A 17,169-nucleotide genomic window follows, 5' to 3' on the forward strand; every position below is an offset into this window, starting at 1 on the left:
CCGCCGTTTATTCCACCCACTGAACAACATCCCCCGCCGCCTGCCGCGTTTTGGCTCGCTTGGGTTCGCCTGCGCGATAGCCAAACGCCGCCATGACGCTGACGCGGTATTCGTCAAGATTGATTAAACCTTTTTCCGACAGCAGTTTTTCCACATTTTCTTTTTGAAAGCCTTCCATCGGCGTGGAATCCACACCAATCAACGCGGCAGCGGTCATCATATTCGCCAACGCGATATAGGTTTGCTTGGCTGCCCAGTCGTTAAACGAGCGCGGATTATCGGCAATGACAAAATCGGTTTCGGCAAACTGGTTAAAAAAACCTTGCATCATTTCAAAAGTTTCAGACGGCATACCATGCACGCCGCCCCAGATTTTTTCCTGATAATCCGTCTGCATGGCAGCCTGTGTGCGTGCCAACAAAATCACAAAATGGCTGCAATCCATGATTTTTTCCGCCGCGCCCCATGCGATGTCGCGCAACTCTTCGCGCAGAGTACGGTTTTGTACCACCAAAAACCGCCAAGGTTCCAGCCCGAACGAGCTGGGAGACAGGTGTGCGGTTTCCAAAATATAAGCAAAATCATCGGCAGGGATTTTCTTCGCCGCATCATAACTTTTGCAGGCGTGGCGGAAACGGAAGGCGTTTAAAACGGCTTGCTTATCGGCAAACATGGTTTTCTCCAGCAAAATTATCTTGAATTCAAGTTAAATATAAATGGAGATTAGCTTGAGGTCAAGATAAAATAATCGCCATTTAAACCGAACGGAGCATTCTATGACCGAACACCTTGATGCAGCCGCCCGCGCCGTTGCCCAATGGAAGCAGGAACTGCCTGAATTGGCCGCCGAAAATATGCTTTTAATCGGCCGTCTGAAACGCGCCGCTGCCGTCATCGCGCGCGAACTGGAGAAAGTTTACGGAGAATACGGTTTAACCGAAGGCTCGTTCGATGTGCTGGCCACTTTGCGCCGCAGTGGCGCGCCTTATACGCTGACCCCGACCGAGTTGTTCTCATCGCTGATGGTAACGTCCGGCACCATGACCACGCGCCTGAAAAATCTGGAAAACCAAGGCTTAATCGACCGCCTGCCCAACCCGGACGATGCCCGCAGCCTGCTGGTCCGCCTGACAGATAAAGGTGAAGAATTGATTGAAAAAGCCGTGTTCCCGCATGTGGAAAACGAAAAGCGGCTGCTGGAAAAGCTGGATGCGGACACCCGCACGCAACTCGAACAAGGATTGGCGGCGTGGTTGAGGGCTTTGGAGACGTGAAGGCCGTCTGAAAACATAAAATTGGCACAATAAAAAGCAGCCTGCACTTCAATTTCCAAAGTGCAGGCTGCTTTTTTCACTTCATCAACCCAATGCCTTTGCCAACGCCACCCCTACGCCTTTGGCGGATGCCGGGTTTTGACCGGTAATCAGACGGCCATCCACCACCACGTTTTCCGCCCAGTTCGGCGCGGCATGGTGTTTTGCGCCGTGTTCAACGAGCGCGGTTTCCAGCAGGAAGGGGACGATTTTAGCTCCGCCCGTTGCTTCTTCTTCGGCGTTGGTGAAAGCGGCAACGTTTTTGCCGCTGACCAGATATTCGCCATTAGAAAGTTTCGCGTCCACCAGCGCGGCAGGGCCGTGGCAGACGGCGGCAACGATACCGCCGTTTTCGTACACTTCGCGGATAAGGCGTTGCGCGTCAAGGCTTTCGCGGAAATCCCACATCGTACCGTAGCCGCCGGTAAACAGAATGGCGGAATAGTCCGCGCCGTTCAGACCGCCCAGCCCGGGCGCAGCTTGCAAACGTTGTTGCAGGTCAGTTTGCTGCCAGTAATGGGCGTTCACGGGGTCATCCATATTCAGGCTGTCGGCATCAACGGGGGCGACTCCGGCTCGGATGGCGGCGATTTCGCTTCGGTGCCCGGCGGCTTCGGTTTCGTGCATGGGGTGCGTGAGTTCGGACAACCAAAAGCCGGTGGGCTGGCCGCTTGCACCTTTAACGGCATTGCTGGTTACAACGTAGAGAATGGGTTTGTCGGACATGTGTGTCTCCTGTCTGCAAGGTTGGTAAATAAAGGCTGGTTTTCAGAGGAGCTTTTGGCTGTATTCAGCCGTCTGAAATTTAAAAACAATATTAGTTTGTCTATGAAAAGCGGAGCTTTTGTGAAACTGAAAGCAGCCTGCACTTTGATGCAATTAGGGTTGTCACTGCTTTATTCATGTTTTCAGGTAGCCTCAATCCGCCACCGAAGCCGCCACCCATTTCACCACCAACGGCCGCACGCCGAGCAGGCTGGCGAATGCCACCGGCCAAGTAATCAAATATGATTTCAACAAGCGCTGCAGGTAGCCCGCGTCGATACCGGTATTCAGCGCCACCAGCACCGCGCTCACAATCAGCACCATCACCGCTGAGGCGTAAAAAGAAAACAATACGCCCGCGTATTTTTTCGGCAATTTTTTCATCTCGCTCCCCTCAAAAAATCCATATCGTGCAGTTTAAACCGTTTATAAAAAAACGAAAATAAGATAAATTGGCAAACACAGCCAAAAAATACACAAAGGAAGCAATAATGGATTGGGACTGGAACGGCATCCGCCACTTCACCACTCTCGTGGAAAAACAAACCCTTACCGCTGCTGCCGAACACCTGGGCGTGCAGCACAGCACCGTTTCGCGGCAAATCGCCCAGCTGGAAAACGCACTCGGCCTGCGCCTGTTCGACCGCATCGGCAAACGCTACCTGCTCACCCCAGAAGGCGAACGGCTTTACCGCCATGCCTGCGAAATCTGTAAAGATATAAGCATGTTGCAGCGTACCGCGCGCGAACAGGCCGAGCTGCGGCACAGCGTCGTCATTTCCGCACCGCCATTCGTCGCCCGACTCCTGCTGATGCCCCACATTGCCGATTTCTACCGCAAACACAACGACATACGTCTTATCATTTAAAGTGATGCCGCACTCGCCGACCTGCATGGCCGCCAAGCCGACATCGCCCTGCGCCTCGTCCGCCCCACCCAAAACGACCTTGCCGTGCGCCGCATCGCCCATTTCTCCTACCGCATCTACGGCCATGAAGGCTACCTGAAAACCATCCGCCGCGAAGACTGGCGTTTCGTGCAAATTGCCGTAAACACCCGTTTTTCCCGCTGGTTTGCCGAACAAATCGGCGAAGATGCCGACATTTCCTTCGCCAGCAACGACTTCGCCGCTGTCAAACAAGCCGTGTGCGAACAAATCGGCATCGGTATCCTGCCTGATTTCGCCGTTTTCCCCGCTGACAGGCTGCATCCCGTCTCACTCAATCCGGATGCCCAGCTACCTGAATTCGCAGCGGAACTCTTTCTGGTGATGCACGAAGACGTACGCCGCAGCCCCAGCGTCAGGGCGGTGGCGGATTACTTCGCGGAGGTGTTGGAACACATGTCGGCACAATAAAAAGCAGCCTGCACTGTTTCAGGTAGCCTGAAAAGGTTACCCGAAAACTGAAAACCACGTGCGTGTGTACCACACCCTACCCAAGTAGGCTACGCTTGCTTGGCGATATTTAGCAATGGCCTTGCTGATACGTTTGTTAATTTCGCCGTGGTTTAGATTCAGTTTCATTGTGACACGTCCGTTATTAGTCTTTAAAAGGCTAATCATCAACTTTTAAGGACTTTCTAGGTTGTTAAATTAACTTTTAATCCGTATTTTTTTAAGTACAATATAACAGTCCATTTTTCGGACGAGCTTTTCCTAACCTTCACAGGAGACACAATATGAGCAACACCCCCGCTATCCTACAGAACCCTCTCACCAACAAAGATACCGCTTTCACGTTGGAAGAGCGAGCAAAATATGGCCTGACCGGCCGCCTACCTGTCGTTGTGGAAACGCTCGAACAACAGGCCACGCGTGCTTACCGCCAGTTTTCATCCTATGAAAAAGATATTGAAAAATATATCTTTCTCGATCAACTGCACAACCGCAACGAAGTACTGTACTACAAACTCCTGATTGACCATCTAGCCGAAATGCTGCCCGTCGTTTACGACCCCACTGTCGGCGAAGCAATTAAAAAATGGAGCCGCGACTACCGCCGTTCGCGAGCTGTCTATCTGGATGTAAACCATCCTGAAAACATCCGTGCATCGTTTGAAACGCTGGGCTTGGGTGCAGATGATGTAGATTTGATTGTGGTTTCCGATGCGGAAGAGATTTTGGGTATCGGCGACTGGGGTGTGAACGGCACGGATATTTCCGTCGGCAAACTGGCAGTTTATACTGCTGCTGCGGGCATTCATCCCAGCCGCACCATTGCTGTGAATCTAGATGTGGGTACAGATAATGAAGCCCTGCTCAATGATCCCGCTTATTTGGGCAATCGCCATGCCCGCGTGCGTGGTGAACGCTACGACGCATTGATTGCAAACTACCTGAAAACTGCTGCTGAAATGTTCCCCAATGCGCTGTTGCACTTTGAAGACTTTGGTCCGTCCAACGCCCGCCGCATTTTGATGGAGAACCGTCGCCAATACCGTATTTTCAACGACGATATGCAGGGAACGGGTGCGATTGTGATGGCTGCCGTATTCTCTGGCCTGAAAGTGACCAAACAGACCTTTGCCGAACAGCGGTTGGTGGTGTATGGTGCAGGCACCGCAGGTACGGGTATGGCCGACCAAATCAGTGCAGCGATGGAGCGCGAAGGTCTGAGTCGCGAAGAAGCGAAACAACGCGTATGGCTGATTGACATCAACGGACTGGTTACTGACGACATGGACGGCTTGCCCGATTACCAGCAGGAATATGCACGTCCCGCCGCCGAAGTTGCCGATTGGGCGAAAACGGACGGTAAAATCGGCTTGCTCGAAGTTGTAAAACAAGTAAAACCGACTATCTTGATTGGCACATCCACCGATCACGGCGCATTCACTGAAGACGTAGTCAAAGCCCTATGTGCGGGCGTAGAGCGCCCAATTCTGCTGCCGTTATCTAACCCGACCGAGAAAATCGAAGTGATGCCGAGTGAGGCTATAAAATGGTCGGATGGCAAAGCGCTCATTTCTGTCGGCATCCCTGTGCCACCCGTGCCGTATAAAGGCGTGAACTACGAAATCGGTCAAGCTAACAACGCCATGCTTTACCCGGGGTTGGGGCTGGGGGTTATCGTTTCCGGTGCGAAACACGTTACTGACGGGATGCTGCTGGCTGCAGCTGAAGCAGTCGCCTCGCAAGTCAATCCACAGGACGAAGGCGCGTCGCTCCTGCCATCGGTGAATAACCTGCGTGCATCGTCTGCTACTGTTGCTGTTGCTGTTGCCAAACAGGCGGTCAAGGACGGTGTAGCGACCAAGCAACCTGAAAACTGGGTACAGGCGGTGCAGGACGCAATGTGGCAGGCGGTATATGAATAGCTATAAGGTTACCTGAAAGCAAAAAGCAGCCTGCACTTTGTTGATTGAAGTGCAGGCTGCTTCTTATTTTTCAGGTAGCCTACATCCGCAGCGCATCCACTATCAACTTAAACACATTCGAATGCCCGCGGCGGCTGGGGTAATAGAGGTAAAGCGGTTCGTAAGTCATCGCATACTCAGGCAACAGCTCGACCAGGTGCCCCGAATTGAGTGCATCTGCCACGCTCATATGTGCCACCCATGCAATGCCGAGGCCGTCTGAAACGGCTTGCAGGCGTAGATGGTTGTTGATGGAAAACTGCGATTTGGGCGTGAATGTAATCAGCTCTTTTTTGTATTTGAATTCCCACTGCATCACCGTGCCGTGTTCGGCGGAGAGCTTCGTGCCGATAAGGCGGTGCTGCTGCAAATCGTCAATATTTTTCGGCGAACCGTGTTGCGCCAAATAATCGGGCGAGGCGACCAACGCCATTTTGAGCGGTGCGGAAATTGGCACCGCAATCATCTCTTTCGCTACATCGTTGCCTAACCGTACGCCCATATCAAACCCTTCTTTCACAATATCTGCCCAACGATCGTCCACCACGATTTCCAAGCGGATTTTCGGGTATTGGTTCAAAATCGGCTTTAATTTCGGGTATAACACCGCTTCCGCCGCCAGCGTCGGAGCATTGATACGAATCAGCCCCGATGGTGTATTCAAAAAGTCATTTAACGCATCGACTTCTTGGTTTATGGCTTGATAAAGTGGAGAAAGTTGGTCGAAAAGCTGCTGCCCCGCTTCGGTCAGCGACACATTGCGCGTAGTGCGGTTGAGCAGGAGCAGGTTCAGCCGCGTTTCTAGATTTTTCATGCTGTGGCTCAACGCCGAAGAAGAAATCCCCAAAAGCTGCCCCGCTTTCACAAAACTCTGCGTTTGCGCCAGCGTCAAAAAATAATTCAGCTCGTTAAAGTTCTGCATTTTCCTACCCCGTTTTAGGTGATTAGTGAATTTAATTCACGACATCATAAAACCAAACCTAATTTATCTCAATAAAAACACGGGCTAAAATGGCTACACTTTCATGAGAACAAACAGGAGACAATATCATGCAAAACATCAAATTAAACAAAGGCGTACAAATTCCTGCACTTGGTTTCGGCGTATTCCAAATTCCGCCTGCAGAAACCGAACAGGCCGTGATTGCCGCCATCAAGGCAGGCTATCGCCACGTCGACACGGCACAGATTTATATGAATGAAACCGAAGTCGGTTTGGGGATTAAAAACAGCGGCGTGGCACGCGAAGAATTGTTTGTTACCACCAAAATTTGGGTGGAAAATTTCGGCTACGAAGCCGCCAAAGCCTCGTTGGATCGTTCATTGGGCCGTCTGAATTTGGATTACATCGATATGGTGCTGATTCATCAGCCTTACGGTGACAGCTACGGCACATGGCGCGCGCTGGAAGAATATCAGGCAGCCGGCAAAATCTGCGCCATCGGCGTGAGCAATTTTTCGCTCGTACGCGCGGTGGATTTGGGACTATTCAATAAAGTGATGCCGCAAGCCAATCAGATTGAAATCAATCCGTTCCAACAAAAAACCGAAGCCGTTGCCGCTTTGCAGGCTGAAGGCATCGCCGTGGAAGCATGGGCACCGTTTGCTGAAGGCAAAAACGATATTTTCCACAATCCCGTGTTAAGCAAAATCGGTGCGAAATACGGCAAATCTGTGGCACAAGTGATTACCCGCTGGCTGGTGGAACGTGGCATCATTGTATTGGCAAAATCCACCAAACCCGAACGCATGGCGGAAAACCTGAATGTCTTTGATTTTGCTCTCAGTGATGAAGACAAAGCCGAAATTGCCAAACTGGACGGCACGTTCGACGCTATCGTCAATCACGACACGGTGGATAATTTGAAACGTATCGCCGCGTGGAAAATGGACGTGTAAGTGTAGCGAAAAACCATCTGCAATTCATCATATGAAAGGACAAAACATGATTAACGGGTTAGATATCGAACGTTTCCGAACTACCATGGCAGCGATTGAAAACGACCATACAAAAGGCAAGGCAGCATTGCGCGCCGATTCGCGCTGGGTATCCGGCACGAAGAACGAAATCTCCGTGCGCCGCTTCCCTGCCTTTACCACAGACGAACCGAAAAACATGGGCGGTGAAAACGCCGCCCCAAGTCCGATGGAATACCTGATCGGTGCTGCTGCAGGCTGCTGCGCCATAGGTTTCGAGTTGCAAGCAGCACAAGCAGGCGTGGAACTGGAACAGTTTGAAATATCCGCAAGCGGCGGTATCGACATGGCCAAACTGTGCGGCATGGAAGATGGCTACGGCGGACTGGATAATCTGGTGCTAACCGTAAAAGTAAAAGCCGATGCCGACCTTCCTACCCTGCAAAATTTCGCCGACCGCTCCGCCGCCACCTCGCCAGTGTTGAACAGCCTGAAAGCGCGGGCAAAAGTGGTTGTGGAAAAAATCTAGACGACTCAAAACGTTTTCTTGTTTTCATTTCGTTAAAAGCCCCTTTTCTGGACAACTAGAAAAGGGCTTAATCGCTCAAAGGAGGACATGACATGCAACAACTGCACACTTTGAAAGACATCGAACAGGCCATCGCCACACACCCTTTAGTATCACTGTACATCAAAGCCCCAATCTGCGGTGTTTGTACGGTCGTGGCCGCCCAGCTTGACTCAGCTTTGGCGGAGGAAGGAAATGTGTATGCCGTAAAAGCCGATATTGCTGAAATACCCGAAATGGCCGGACGTTTCCACGTGCTGACCGCACCTGCATGGCTGCTGTTTTATCAAGGCAAGGAAGTAGAACGGATGGCCCGCTTCATCCCTCAGGCACAAATGAAGCAGACATTGGCAAAATGGACAAAAGTAGCAGAAAGCGGACATCAGTAACTGGTCTATCAATGTTTCAGACGCCCTATCAGGCTACCTGAACCCTCAAAATCACCCCCCGTTCTGCTTCCCTTCCAGCATCTCCCACCGTTCCAATTTCTCCAGCAGCAGCGTTTCGATTTCCTCCGCGCGCGCTTGCAGGCTGCCGGCTTTTTCGTAGTCTTTGAAGATTTCGGGGGCGGAAAGTTGGGCGTTCAAATCGGCCTGTTCGGCTTCCAGCGCGGCGATTTCGTCGGGCAGGGCGTCGAGTTCGCGCTGTTCTTTGTACGACAGCTTGGCCGTGCGGTTGGGCTTGGGTTTGTCTTTTTCAGACGGCCTTTCGGGCTTGGCGGCGGGGGTGGAAGCAGCCTGTACTTTCTCTTCGCGCGCTTTCGCATCGGCATAGTCCTGATAGCCGCCGATGTATTCTTTCAGACGGCCTTTCCCTTCAAATACAATGCTCTGCGTAATCACGTTATCCAAAAACATACGGTCGTGGCTGACGAGGAACACGGTGCCGGCGTAGTCGCGCAGCAGTTCTTCCAGCAATTCCTGCGTGTCGATGTCCAAATCGTTGGTCGGCTCGTCCAGCACCAGAATGTTGGCGGGGCGGGTGAACAGTTTGGCCAGCAGCAGGCGGTTGCGCTCGCCGCCGGAGAGCGACGACACGGGCGACTGGGCGCGGGCGGGGTGGAACAGGAAGTCTTCCAGATAGCCCATCACGTGCCGCTTTTTGCCGCCGATTTCCACATAATCGTTGCCCTGACCGAGCGTGTAAAACACGGTGTCGTTTTCATTCAGCGCGCTGCGGAATTGGTCGAAATACGCCACTTCCTGCTTGCTGCCGAGGCGGATTTTGCCGCCGGTCGGCGCGAGTTCGCCCAAAATCAGCTTCAAAAACGTGGTTTTGCCGATGCCGTTCGCGCCGATAAGTCCAATCTTATCGCCGCGCTGAATCACGGCGGAAAAATCGTTCATAATCAGTTTGTTGTCGTACGCAAACGAGGCGTGTTCCAGCTCGGCGACGATTTTGCCGCTTTTCTCGCCCGAATCGAGTTTGAACGACACCTGCCCCTGCCGTTCGCGGCGCGCCGCACGCTGTTTCCTTAATTCTTCCAAACGCTTAACGCGGCCTTCGTTGCGCGTGCGCCGCGCTTCGATGCCTTTGCGAATCCACGCCTCTTCCTGCGCGTGGAATTTGTCGAACAGGCGGTTGTGTTCGGCTTCCACCGCCAGTTCTTCCGCCTTTTTCTCGCTGTATTTGGCGAACGAGCCGGGATAGGAGCGCAGGCTGCCTCGGTCGAGTTCCACAATGCGGTTGGCCACATTGTCCAAAAAACGGCGGTCGTGGGTAATCACAATCAGGCTGCCTGAAAAGTTTTTCAGCAGGTTTTCCAGCCACAAAATCGCGTCGATGTCCAAATGGTTGGTCGGCTCGTCCAGCAGCAGGATGTCGGGCTTCTGCACCCACGCTTGCGCCAGCGCGACGCGCTTTTTCTGCCCGCCGGACAGATTGGCGATTTTTTCGTTTTCAGGCAGCCCCAGCTCGCCGATGGTCTGGCTCACCAGCGCGTCGAACTGCCAGCCGTTTTGCGCTTCGATTTGGTTTTGCAGTTCGTTTAATTCTTTGATAATGCTGTCGTTTTGTCCGTGTGCCAGCTCACGGCCGATTTCGTGGTACCGCCGCAGCACGCCGCGCAGGCTGCCCAGCCCTTCGGACACGATGTCGAATACAGTGGCCGCGCCGTCGAAAAAGCTCTCCTGCGGCACATACACGGTTTTCAGCCCGTTTTGCAGGATGAGCTGGCCGTCGTCGGGCTTCTGCACGCCGGCGAGGATTTTCAGCAGGCTGGATTTGCCCGCGCCGTTGCGCCCGATCAGGCCGACTTTGTCGCCCGCGGCCAGTTGGAAAGACGCTTTGTCGAGCAGCGCAACGTGCCCGAAGGCGAAGGATAGGTTTTCGGCTTGGAGGATGGTCATGGTAAGTCCTTGTTTGGTTGGGGTGCAGGCTGGTTTTTGGGGTTTTAGGCGGCCTTTAAAAGCAGCCTGCACTTGGAGGGGGTATTGTGTTTAGCTATCTGCCAAATACTTTCCGCCAGGCATTCGGATTGATTTTAAACTTGGCTTTGAACTGCAAACGTAGGTTTGACGCGCTGCCGAAGCCGCTTTGTTCGGCGATGCGTTCTATCGGCAAATCCGTATTTTCCAACAAATCCTGTACCTGCCATAGCCGCTCTGTGGTGAGCCACTCACCGAAATTCATGCCTGTGGCTTGAGAAAAATGGCGGATAAAGGTACGGCGGGAAACGGCTAATTTTTTTGCCAAATCGTCCAAGCGGTATGGGGTGGCAAGGTTTTGGCGCAGTTCGTCCAATAAGTGATTGATTTTGTCATCGGCGGTACGACGTTCGACAGGTCGGTGGATAAACTGTGCCTGCCCGCCTTCGCGGTGTGGTGCCGCAACCAAGGTACGGGCAAGGTCGTTGGCAACGGTTGCACCGTGGATTTTGCGGACGAGGTACAGGCAGCAATCCAGCCCGCCCGCCGCACCTGCCGATGTTAAAAAGTTGCCGTCTTCCGCATATAGGCGGTTGGTATCCAGATGAATTTTAGGGAAACGGCGGACAAAGTCGTCTTCGGCAAGCCAGTGGGTGGCGGCGGTTCTGCCGTCTAAAAGTCCTGTGTAGGCAAGGGCGTAAGTGCCGTAACATAGGGCGGTGATATACGCACCACGTTGTACTGCTTTCTGTAAATGTGCGCTCAACTCGGGTGTCGGGGCTTCTTCAATATTGCGCCAGCCTGCGATGACGATGATGTCGGCTTCTTCCGTCAAATCCAAGCCGCCGTGTACGGGAATGCTTGCGCCCAGTGCCGTGATAACGTCTTTGCTGTCATCGGAACAGATTTTCAGGTCAAAGAGTGGATTGTCCCGATAGGTCGTCTGAAAAACAGAAAAGGGAATGTTGAAGACAAAATCATTCATGCCCGATTGAGCATATAGCACAATTTTAGGGACAGTTTGATTTTGGCGAAACTCGTTACGCTCGTTTTCAGACGACATTTTGGCACTATCCTTACGTTTATTGGCAATATTGCCTATTTTAGCCGATACACCTGCTGCTTAAAATACGCTCCATGATTTTTTAAGGAGCAACATAATGAAATCCAAGCAATTTATTCTTGCCACTGTTTTGGGCGCGACAGCCTTTTCCGCTTGGGCAGACGATTCATACCAACATATCCGTAACGCTACCGCCAAAGTCGAATATGCGGGGCAGACGTTTTTGATTGACCCGTTTTTCGCCCCCAAGCATTCCATGAACGGCTTTGCCGGCACGTTCAATAACCAAGCCAAAATGCCGCTGGTCGGGCTGCCGATGAGCGTGAATAAAATTTTGGACGGTGTGGATGCAGTTATCGTTACCCATACTCACGAAGACCATTGGGACGAAACCGCCGCACGTTCCATTCCGAAAAACCTGCCTGTATATGTGCAGCACCAAGCCGACGCGGCAAAAATCCGCAGCCAAGGCTTTACTGATGTACGCGTGTTGAACGGCAGCGCCGTCTTCAACGGCGTAACCATCAGCAAAACCGGCGGCGTACACGGTACAGAAGCCATGTATGCCAACCCGCAGCTAGCCGAAATCTTAGGTGATGCAATGGGTGTGGTATTCCAAAGCAACGGACATAAAACCGCTTATATTATGGGTGATACTGTGTGGACGGCAGATGTAAACAAAGCATTGAACCGCTACAAACCCGATTATCTGATTATGAACACGGGCTACGCGCTGATTTCAGGCATTTCAGACGGCATTATTATGGGGACGGCTGATGTATTAAAAGCCAGCCAAGTCATGCCTAAAGCCAAAATCATCACCGTACACATGGATACCGTGAATCATACCGCCGTCAGCCGCGCCGATATGCGTAAATTTATACGCGGTCAAGGCATTGAAAGCCGTGTGAACGTTCCGGAAGACGGAGAAATCGTGAAGCTGGATTGATAAACGACACATTACCCTAAGCAGCCTGCACCTTGTTTTTTAAGTGCAGGCTGCTTTTGGCTTTCAGGTAGCCTTTGGGCTGTGCAGAAACTTCGTTTTAGCTCCGCAGAAACTTAGCTTCCTTCGGAAACTCCGTTTTAACTTCGTTGAAGCTGCGCTTTCAGACGGCCTGAAAAGCGGGAATTCGTTTCATCGGCCATGATTTCGTTGTCCAAACGCGTTCAAATTCTTCGGCGAAACCGTGTTGTGCGGCGTAGGTTTGCAGTTGTTGCAACCAGGTTTTCGGGGCGATATCGGCGGCGGCGCGGGTGGTGTGCAGCAGGTAGGGGCGAGTATCGAAAGCTTGGACGATGTGCTGGCTGACGGCGTTTAAGGCTTGGGGATTGTGGTCGGTTTGTCGGGCGATTTTTTCGTATTGCGACAGGGCGGCGGCTTTTGCGGTTTCGTGTTCGGCGGCGGTTTGCCGGCTGTGTCGGGCGGTGGTGGCTTGAATGGTGATGACGGGTGGTAGTTGTCCTTCGGCGAGCCCGGCGGCGAGGCGCAGGTGTCCGTCTAAAATCAGCCAGCGGTCGGATAGGGCAGGGAGTTCGTATACCAAGACGGGCGGCAGTTGGTTTTGCCGTGCGCGTTTGCGCCAGTATTTCAGACGACCGTCTTCGGCGTGGTGGGTTTTCAGGGCGATGAAGCGTTCGGTTTGGGTGTAGAAATTGTTGTCCAGTGCGTCGAAACGGCTGCCTGAAAACAGCCATTGGGCGTAGTTTTCGTCGGTTTCAGGCTGCCCCACGGCGGTGTCGTGCCAGCATTCGCCCCATTGCGGCGGCAGAGGTTGGGCGGGGCGGTAGTCAAAGTGCCATTCGCCGATGCCGAGCAGTCCTGCGTTGTGGGCGGCGAGTTGTTTGATGAAATATTTGTTCCACAACAGGCCTTGTTCGGCAGCGGGTTGGCGGGCGATGTGTTCGTTTACGCGGCTGCCGATGTGCCCGACGGGCTGGTATGCCTGCCAGCTTTCGGCGTAGCTGCGGACGAGGTAAGTGTCGTATAAATCGTGGCTGAAGAACGACCAGAACACGGGTTCATCGTGGCAAGTCAGGCTGAGGCTGATGCCGTCGGGCGTGTGGAGTTTCAGGTAGCCTTGCGTTTGACGGTCGATATGCAGGGCGAGGCTGTTGGGGGAGGCGGGATGGTGGGTCAGGTTGCCGCTGTATTGTTCCAGCGCGGCGTTGAGCGATTGGTAGTGCATGGGGTGTCCTTTGTGCAGGCTGCTTTTTTGGCTTTAACTTTGCGGAAACTCCGTTTCTTGGTGGAAACGGAGTTTTCATTTTGCTGAAGCCTCTGCTTTCAGACGGCCTGAATGTGGTCAGCGGCTGTGTGGACAATTGCTATCCGTTGATGTGAAGCCGTTTTAGGATGCAGGCTGCTTCGGAACAAACACGCGATACGCGCCGCGCAGGGTGAAAAACAGCAACGCGCCGATGAACAGCAGTCCGATGGTCAAGGCAATCGGCTCGTCTATATTGCGCCACCAACCGATGCCCGCCCATGCAAAGGCGGCGGCAAGCGGCAGATACCAGCAGCACAACACGGTGTATTTCCACCATTGCGGCGTTTCGTCCGGCACGGTTTCGCCTTCGGCCAGCTCGTTCTGCCAGTCGTCAAAGCGGCGGTGGAACCACATCAGCGGCAGGGCGAACAGCGGCACGGCGATGAGCGCGTCCAGCAGGGCGGATTTGCGCTCGCGGTTGAATCGGGCGGCTTGTTCGGCATAGCGGTAGATTTGCACGCCGTCCACTTGCATTTCATACAGGCGCGAGCCGCTGTATTTCACTACGGCCGGTTTGCCGGCATGGGCGTAGGCGAGTTCGCAAGCGTCGTAAAGATTGGCGGCACAGTTCAAATACAGGGTCTCACCGCCGTTAGGGAAGGGAAGGTAGCTGATGCTGCTTTTATAGCGGCAGGCATTGTAGGGCAGTATCCAATCGAACAGGTCTTTTTGTTTAGCCTCCTGCCGGGCATAACATTCGGAGATTTGGCTATATGGTTTGGCGGGAACGATGCCGCGTGCTTCGCGCAATTCGCCGTATGAGGCCGCCGTGCCGCCGTAAAAGGCGACGACCATACCCGTAACGGCAATCAGCAGATAAATCCATTGCAGCGAAGAGATGCCGCTTTTGCTGGCGGGGAATCGGTCGTAAAGCCGTTTCTCGCCGCGTGCCAGCGAGCGGATGCGCAGATACAGCACCAGCGCGGTGGCCAGCAGTATGCCCCATAGCACACCGTTTACGGGCAGAAACCAGCCGATGCCGAATGCGACAACGATGTAGAAGAACATGGCGCGGTAGAGCGCATGCGGGGTTTTGGAGATAAGAGTGGGGAGGTTTAGCACGATGAATATTCCGAGAATAGATTGCAGGCTACCTGAAACCGCTTCAAGCCACTGTTCGCACAAACTATATGGTAAGATGGGCTGGTAATTTTAACACTTTCAGGAGACCGTGATGCTGTGGATTCTTTTGCTGCTGGGCGCATGCGGCGTGGTGGGCGTGATGGTGTACAACCGGCTGGTGATCGCGCAAAACCAATATCGAAATGCTTTCTCCCAAATCGGCGTGCAGCTGCAACGCCGGCATGATTTGATTCCCAACTTGGTGGCCGCCGCCAAAGGCTACCTGAAACATGAAAACGACACCTTTACGCAGGTTACGCAGGCGCGCAATCAGGCTGCCGGCGTGTTGGGTGGCACACGGCCGGAAAATGCAGAGGCGGTGGCGCAGCTTTCTGCCGCCGAAACCCAGCTCACCCAGGCCGTGCGCAGCCTGATGGTGCAGATTGAGGCCTATCCGGATTTGCAGGCTGCCACCAATATGCGCCAGCTGGCTGAGGAAATCACCAGCACAGAAAACCGCATCGCCTTCGCCCGCCAGGCTTATAACGATGCAGCCATGGGCTACAACACGTTGTGCCAACTGTTTCCGCACAAGATCATCGCCGCCTACTTCGGCCATCGGCAGCCGGCACAGCTGTTAGACTTCCCCGACCGTGCCAAACACCAAGTGCCGCCTGAGGTGAGGTTTTAAGGGCTGGCAATAGGTTTAAAGGCTACCTGAAAGCGGGTTTTCCGTTTTCAGGTAGCCTTTTTCGTGAAGCATTGGATTACATCGATCAGGCTACCTGAAAACTATTTCAGCTTCGTTTGAGCAACAACTTTCAGGTAGCCTTGTATTTTCTCTGCCGCTATTGCTGCGACTGCTGTGGGGTTGGGGCACGGCTGTGTTTGCGCGCATACAGTACCCAATACAGCACGGTGCAGGCGGCAAACCAGATGGGCATGCACATCAGCCCCAGCCGGGTGTCAGCATCGCGCGAGAAGAGCACCAGCACGAAGGCGAGGAAGGCGAGGCACACCCACACCATGGCGGTACCACCGGGCAGTTTGTAGATGGATTTTTCGTGCAGATGCGGGCGGGTTTTGCGGTATTTGAGGTAGGCCAGCAGAATAATCGCCCACACGAAAATGAAGCCGATGCTGGAGAGGGTAGTAACCACGGTGAACATGGCCATGATGTCTCCCTCCTGATACAGCAGAAATACGGCCACAATCAGGTAGAGGCAGGAATAAAGCAGGCCGGTGGCAGGCACGCCGTTGCGGTTGAGGCGGCTGAACATGCGCGGAGCCACGCCGGCTTCGGACAAACCATACAACATGCGGCCGGTGGAAAACATGCCGCCGTTGGCGGAAGAAAGGGCGGACGTGAGCACCACGAGGTTGACCAACCCGGCGGCAATCGGAATGCCGATAAGGGTAAACATGTTTACAAACGGGCTCTTGGCGGGATCGATTTCGTCCCAGGGTGTTACCACCATAATCACGCTCAAGGCCAGTACGTAGAAAATAATCACGCGCACGGGAATGCGGTTGATGGCTTTGGGCAGGTTGATTTCCGGGTCTTTGGTTTCGGCGGCAGCCGTGCCCACCAACTCAATGCCCACAAAGGCGAACACGGCAATCTGGAAGGCGGAGAAGAAGCCGCCGATGCCGTTGGGGAAAAGACCGCCATGATTCCAGAAGTGGCTGAGCGAAGCTTTTTCGCCGGAGGTGGGATCAACAAAACCGCTAACCACCAAAAAGCAGCCCACGGCAATCAGGGCAACAATGGCCACGATTTTCACCAGGGCAAACCAAAATTCCATTTCGCCAAAGAGTTTTACCGTGAGCAAATTCATACTGGCCATGAGGATGATGCACAGCAGCCCGGGCAGCCACAGCGGCACATCCGGCCACCAGAATTGGGTATAGCCGGTGATGGCGATGATGTCGGCCATACCGATTACCACCCAGCAAAACCAATAGGTCCAGCCCACAAAAAAACCGGCGGCCGGGCCGAGCAAGTCGTGGGTGAAATCGGTGAAGGATTTATATTCGAGATTGGAGAGCAGCAGCTCGCCCATGGCGCGCATGATGAAAAACAGGAAAGCGCCGATGATGATGTAGGCGAGGATAACGGAAGGACCGGCCAGATGGATGGTTTTGCCCGAGCCCATAAACAGGCCGGTGCCGATGGCGCCGCCGATGGCGATGAGTTGCAAGTGGCGGTTTTTTAGGTTGCGTTGCAGGCTATGCGGGGTTTCTTGGTTAGTGCTCACGGGTATTCCTTTGTACTTCCTAGCGCGGATGAAGTTTGAGCTTCATCCGCGCTAACTTAATCGGCCGCCGCAGCATTGCGGCAACCCGAAGCGGAATATAACCCAGCCAATAGAGTATAGGCAACTGATTTTTATGGAAAATATTAAATTATCGTTATTTAAAATCCCTTTCCAATCCATTTTTTAGCAAGCCTTTCCCCTAAAAAATACGATTTCGCATGAAAAATAC

Annotated in this window: 17 protein-coding genes and 1 pseudogene; 9 read left to right on the top strand and 9 right to left on the bottom strand. The window is 53.3% G+C overall.

Features of this window, described 5'->3' with window-relative positions:
* Positions 1-7: 7 nt before the first annotated feature.
* Positions 8-673, bottom strand: a complete 666-nt coding sequence (locus tag CKV94_RS04385; RefSeq protein ID WP_003824805.1) for an NAD(P)H-dependent oxidoreductase — start codon at positions 671-673, stop codon at positions 8-10.
* Positions 674-776: 103 nt separating this feature from the next.
* On the opposite strand from CKV94_RS04385, the gene CKV94_RS04390 reads away from it, so the two are divergent.
* Positions 777-1,274, top strand: coding sequence for a MarR family winged helix-turn-helix transcriptional regulator (locus tag CKV94_RS04390; protein ID WP_003824806.1), 498 nt, complete (start codon positions 777-779; stop codon positions 1,272-1,274).
* 84 nt (positions 1,275-1,358) lie between these two features.
* On the opposite strand, the gene CKV94_RS04395 is transcribed toward CKV94_RS04390, so the two are convergent.
* Positions 1,359-2,039 (bottom strand): type 1 glutamine amidotransferase domain-containing protein, encoded by a 681-nt coding sequence (locus CKV94_RS04395; RefSeq protein ID WP_003778834.1) that lies wholly within the window; start codon positions 2,037-2,039, stop codon positions 1,359-1,361.
* Positions 2,040-2,231: 192 nt separating this feature from the next.
* Positions 2,232-2,462 (bottom strand): DUF2798 domain-containing protein, encoded by a 231-nt coding sequence (locus CKV94_RS04400; protein WP_003784226.1) that lies wholly within the window; start codon positions 2,460-2,462, stop codon positions 2,232-2,234.
* Positions 2,463-2,569: 107 nt separating this feature from the next.
* Between CKV94_RS04400 and CKV94_RS11460 the strand changes: the two genes are divergently transcribed.
* The 3 genes and pseudogenes from CKV94_RS11460 to CKV94_RS04410 all read left to right on the top strand — a co-directional run bounded on the left by CKV94_RS11460 (position 2,570) and on the right by CKV94_RS04410 (position 5,397).
* Complete coding sequence (locus CKV94_RS11460; protein WP_003824808.1) at positions 2,570-2,947, top strand: LysR family transcriptional regulator; 378 nt, start codon at positions 2,570-2,572, stop codon at positions 2,945-2,947.
* Between the two features lie 18 nt (positions 2,948-2,965).
* Positions 2,966-3,436 (top strand): annotated as a pseudogene (locus CKV94_RS11465) (LysR substrate-binding domain-containing protein); the annotation flags it as partial.
* 323 nt (positions 3,437-3,759) lie between these two features.
* On the top strand, positions 3,760-5,397 hold the full coding sequence (locus CKV94_RS04410; protein WP_003824810.1) for an NAD-dependent malic enzyme: 1,638 nt from the start codon (positions 3,760-3,762) through the stop codon (positions 5,395-5,397).
* A 79-nt stretch (positions 5,398-5,476) separates the two neighbouring features.
* On the opposite strand, the gene CKV94_RS04415 is transcribed toward CKV94_RS04410, so the two are convergent.
* Positions 5,477-6,358: a LysR family transcriptional regulator gene (locus CKV94_RS04415; protein ID WP_095114597.1), complete on the bottom strand. Its 882-nt coding sequence runs from the start codon at positions 6,356-6,358 to the stop codon at positions 5,477-5,479.
* 128 nt (positions 6,359-6,486) lie between these two features.
* On the opposite strand from CKV94_RS04415, the gene CKV94_RS04420 reads away from it, so the two are divergent.
* The 3 genes from CKV94_RS04420 (at position 6,487) to CKV94_RS04430 (ending at position 8,310) form a co-directional block, all read left to right on the top strand.
* Positions 6,487-7,335 (top strand): aldo/keto reductase, encoded by an 849-nt coding sequence (locus CKV94_RS04420; protein ID WP_003824814.1) that lies wholly within the window; start codon positions 6,487-6,489, stop codon positions 7,333-7,335.
* A gap of 46 nt (positions 7,336-7,381) precedes the next feature.
* Positions 7,382-7,882: an OsmC family protein gene (locus CKV94_RS04425; RefSeq protein WP_223417298.1), complete on the top strand. Its 501-nt coding sequence runs from the start codon at positions 7,382-7,384 to the stop codon at positions 7,880-7,882.
* Positions 7,883-7,974: 92 nt separating this feature from the next.
* Positions 7,975-8,310 carry a thioredoxin family protein gene (locus CKV94_RS04430; protein WP_002641729.1) on the top strand — a complete coding sequence of 112 codons (336 nt, stop codon included), beginning with the start codon at positions 7,975-7,977 and terminating at the stop codon, positions 8,308-8,310.
* 51 nt (positions 8,311-8,361) lie between these two features.
* On the opposite strand, the gene CKV94_RS04435 is transcribed toward CKV94_RS04430, so the two are convergent.
* A complete protein-coding gene (locus tag CKV94_RS04435; RefSeq protein ID WP_095114598.1) occupies positions 8,362-10,269 on the bottom strand; it encodes an ATP-binding cassette domain-containing protein in 1,908 nt (635 codons plus the stop codon).
* Positions 10,270-10,363: 94 nt separating this feature from the next.
* The gene (locus tag CKV94_RS04440; protein ID WP_003823630.1) at positions 10,364-11,350 is read right to left on the bottom strand and encodes a GlxA family transcriptional regulator; all 987 of its coding nucleotides are present in this window, start codon (positions 11,348-11,350) and stop codon (positions 10,364-10,366) included.
* Between the two features lie 97 nt (positions 11,351-11,447).
* Here CKV94_RS04440 and CKV94_RS04445 point away from each other — a divergent pair, with 97 nt between their 5' ends.
* Positions 11,448-12,299: an MBL fold metallo-hydrolase gene (locus CKV94_RS04445; protein WP_003823631.1), complete on the top strand. Its 852-nt coding sequence runs from the start codon at positions 11,448-11,450 to the stop codon at positions 12,297-12,299.
* Positions 12,300-12,459: 160 nt separating this feature from the next.
* On the opposite strand, the gene CKV94_RS04450 is transcribed toward CKV94_RS04445, so the two are convergent.
* Positions 12,460-13,539, bottom strand: coding sequence for a hypothetical protein (locus CKV94_RS04450; RefSeq protein ID WP_003823632.1), 1,080 nt, complete (start codon positions 13,537-13,539; stop codon positions 12,460-12,462).
* A 162-nt stretch (positions 13,540-13,701) separates the two neighbouring features.
* Entirely contained in the window at positions 13,702-14,682 is a 981-nt protein-coding gene (locus CKV94_RS04455; RefSeq protein WP_223417320.1) for a hypothetical protein, read from the bottom strand.
* A gap of 112 nt (positions 14,683-14,794) precedes the next feature.
* On the opposite strand from CKV94_RS04455, the gene CKV94_RS04460 reads away from it, so the two are divergent.
* Complete coding sequence (locus CKV94_RS04460) at positions 14,795-15,373, top strand: LemA family protein (protein WP_003823634.1); 579 nt, start codon at positions 14,795-14,797, stop codon at positions 15,371-15,373.
* A 157-nt stretch (positions 15,374-15,530) separates the two neighbouring features.
* Here CKV94_RS04460 and CKV94_RS04465 read toward each other — a convergent pair whose 3' ends face one another.
* Positions 15,531-16,940 (bottom strand): amino acid permease, encoded by a 1,410-nt coding sequence (locus tag CKV94_RS04465; protein WP_003823635.1) that lies wholly within the window; start codon positions 16,938-16,940, stop codon positions 15,531-15,533.
* Between the last annotated feature and the right edge of the window lie 229 nt (positions 16,941-17,169).

It is taken from the genome of Eikenella corrodens, assembly GCF_900187105.1.
Classification (GTDB): domain Bacteria; phylum Pseudomonadota; class Gammaproteobacteria; order Burkholderiales; family Neisseriaceae; genus Eikenella; species Eikenella corrodens.

What these genes read in the sequence shown, in the direction of transcription:
- CKV94_RS04415 (WP_095114597.1), bottom strand. Translation starts at nt 6,358, where the DNA reads ATGCAGAACTTTAACGAGCTGAATTATTTTTTGACGCTGGCGCAAACG.
- CKV94_RS04425 (WP_223417298.1), top strand. Translation starts at nt 7,382, where the DNA reads ATGATTAACGGGTTAGATATCGAACGTTTCCGAACTACCATGGCAGCG.
- CKV94_RS04390 (WP_003824806.1), top strand. Translation starts at nt 777, where the DNA reads ATGACCGAACACCTTGATGCAGCCGCCCGCGCCGTTGCCCAATGGAAG.
- CKV94_RS04400 (WP_003784226.1), bottom strand. Translation starts at nt 2,462, where the DNA reads ATGAAAAAATTGCCGAAAAAATACGCGGGCGTATTGTTTTCTTTTTAC.
- CKV94_RS04460 (WP_003823634.1), top strand. Translation starts at nt 14,795, where the DNA reads ATGCTGTGGATTCTTTTGCTGCTGGGCGCATGCGGCGTGGTGGGCGTG.
- CKV94_RS04440 (WP_003823630.1), bottom strand. Translation starts at nt 11,350, where the DNA reads ATGTCGTCTGAAAACGAGCGTAACGAGTTTCGCCAAAATCAAACTGTC.
- CKV94_RS04410 (WP_003824810.1), top strand. Translation starts at nt 3,760, where the DNA reads ATGAGCAACACCCCCGCTATCCTACAGAACCCTCTCACCAACAAAGAT.
- CKV94_RS04430 (WP_002641729.1), top strand. Translation starts at nt 7,975, where the DNA reads ATGCAACAACTGCACACTTTGAAAGACATCGAACAGGCCATCGCCACA.
- CKV94_RS04420 (WP_003824814.1), top strand. Translation starts at nt 6,487, where the DNA reads ATGCAAAACATCAAATTAAACAAAGGCGTACAAATTCCTGCACTTGGT.
- CKV94_RS04445 (WP_003823631.1), top strand. Translation starts at nt 11,448, where the DNA reads ATGAAATCCAAGCAATTTATTCTTGCCACTGTTTTGGGCGCGACAGCC.
- CKV94_RS04395 (WP_003778834.1), bottom strand. Translation starts at nt 2,039, where the DNA reads ATGTCCGACAAACCCATTCTCTACGTTGTAACCAGCAATGCCGTTAAA.
- CKV94_RS04385 (WP_003824805.1), bottom strand. Translation starts at nt 673, where the DNA reads ATGTTTGCCGATAAGCAAGCCGTTTTAAACGCCTTCCGTTTCCGCCAC.
- CKV94_RS11460 (WP_003824808.1), top strand. Translation starts at nt 2,570, where the DNA reads ATGGATTGGGACTGGAACGGCATCCGCCACTTCACCACTCTCGTGGAA.
- CKV94_RS04450 (WP_003823632.1), bottom strand. Translation starts at nt 13,539, where the DNA reads ATGCACTACCAATCGCTCAACGCCGCGCTGGAACAATACAGCGGCAAC.
- CKV94_RS04435 (WP_095114598.1), bottom strand. Translation starts at nt 10,269, where the DNA reads ATGACCATCCTCCAAGCCGAAAACCTATCCTTCGCCTTCGGGCACGTT.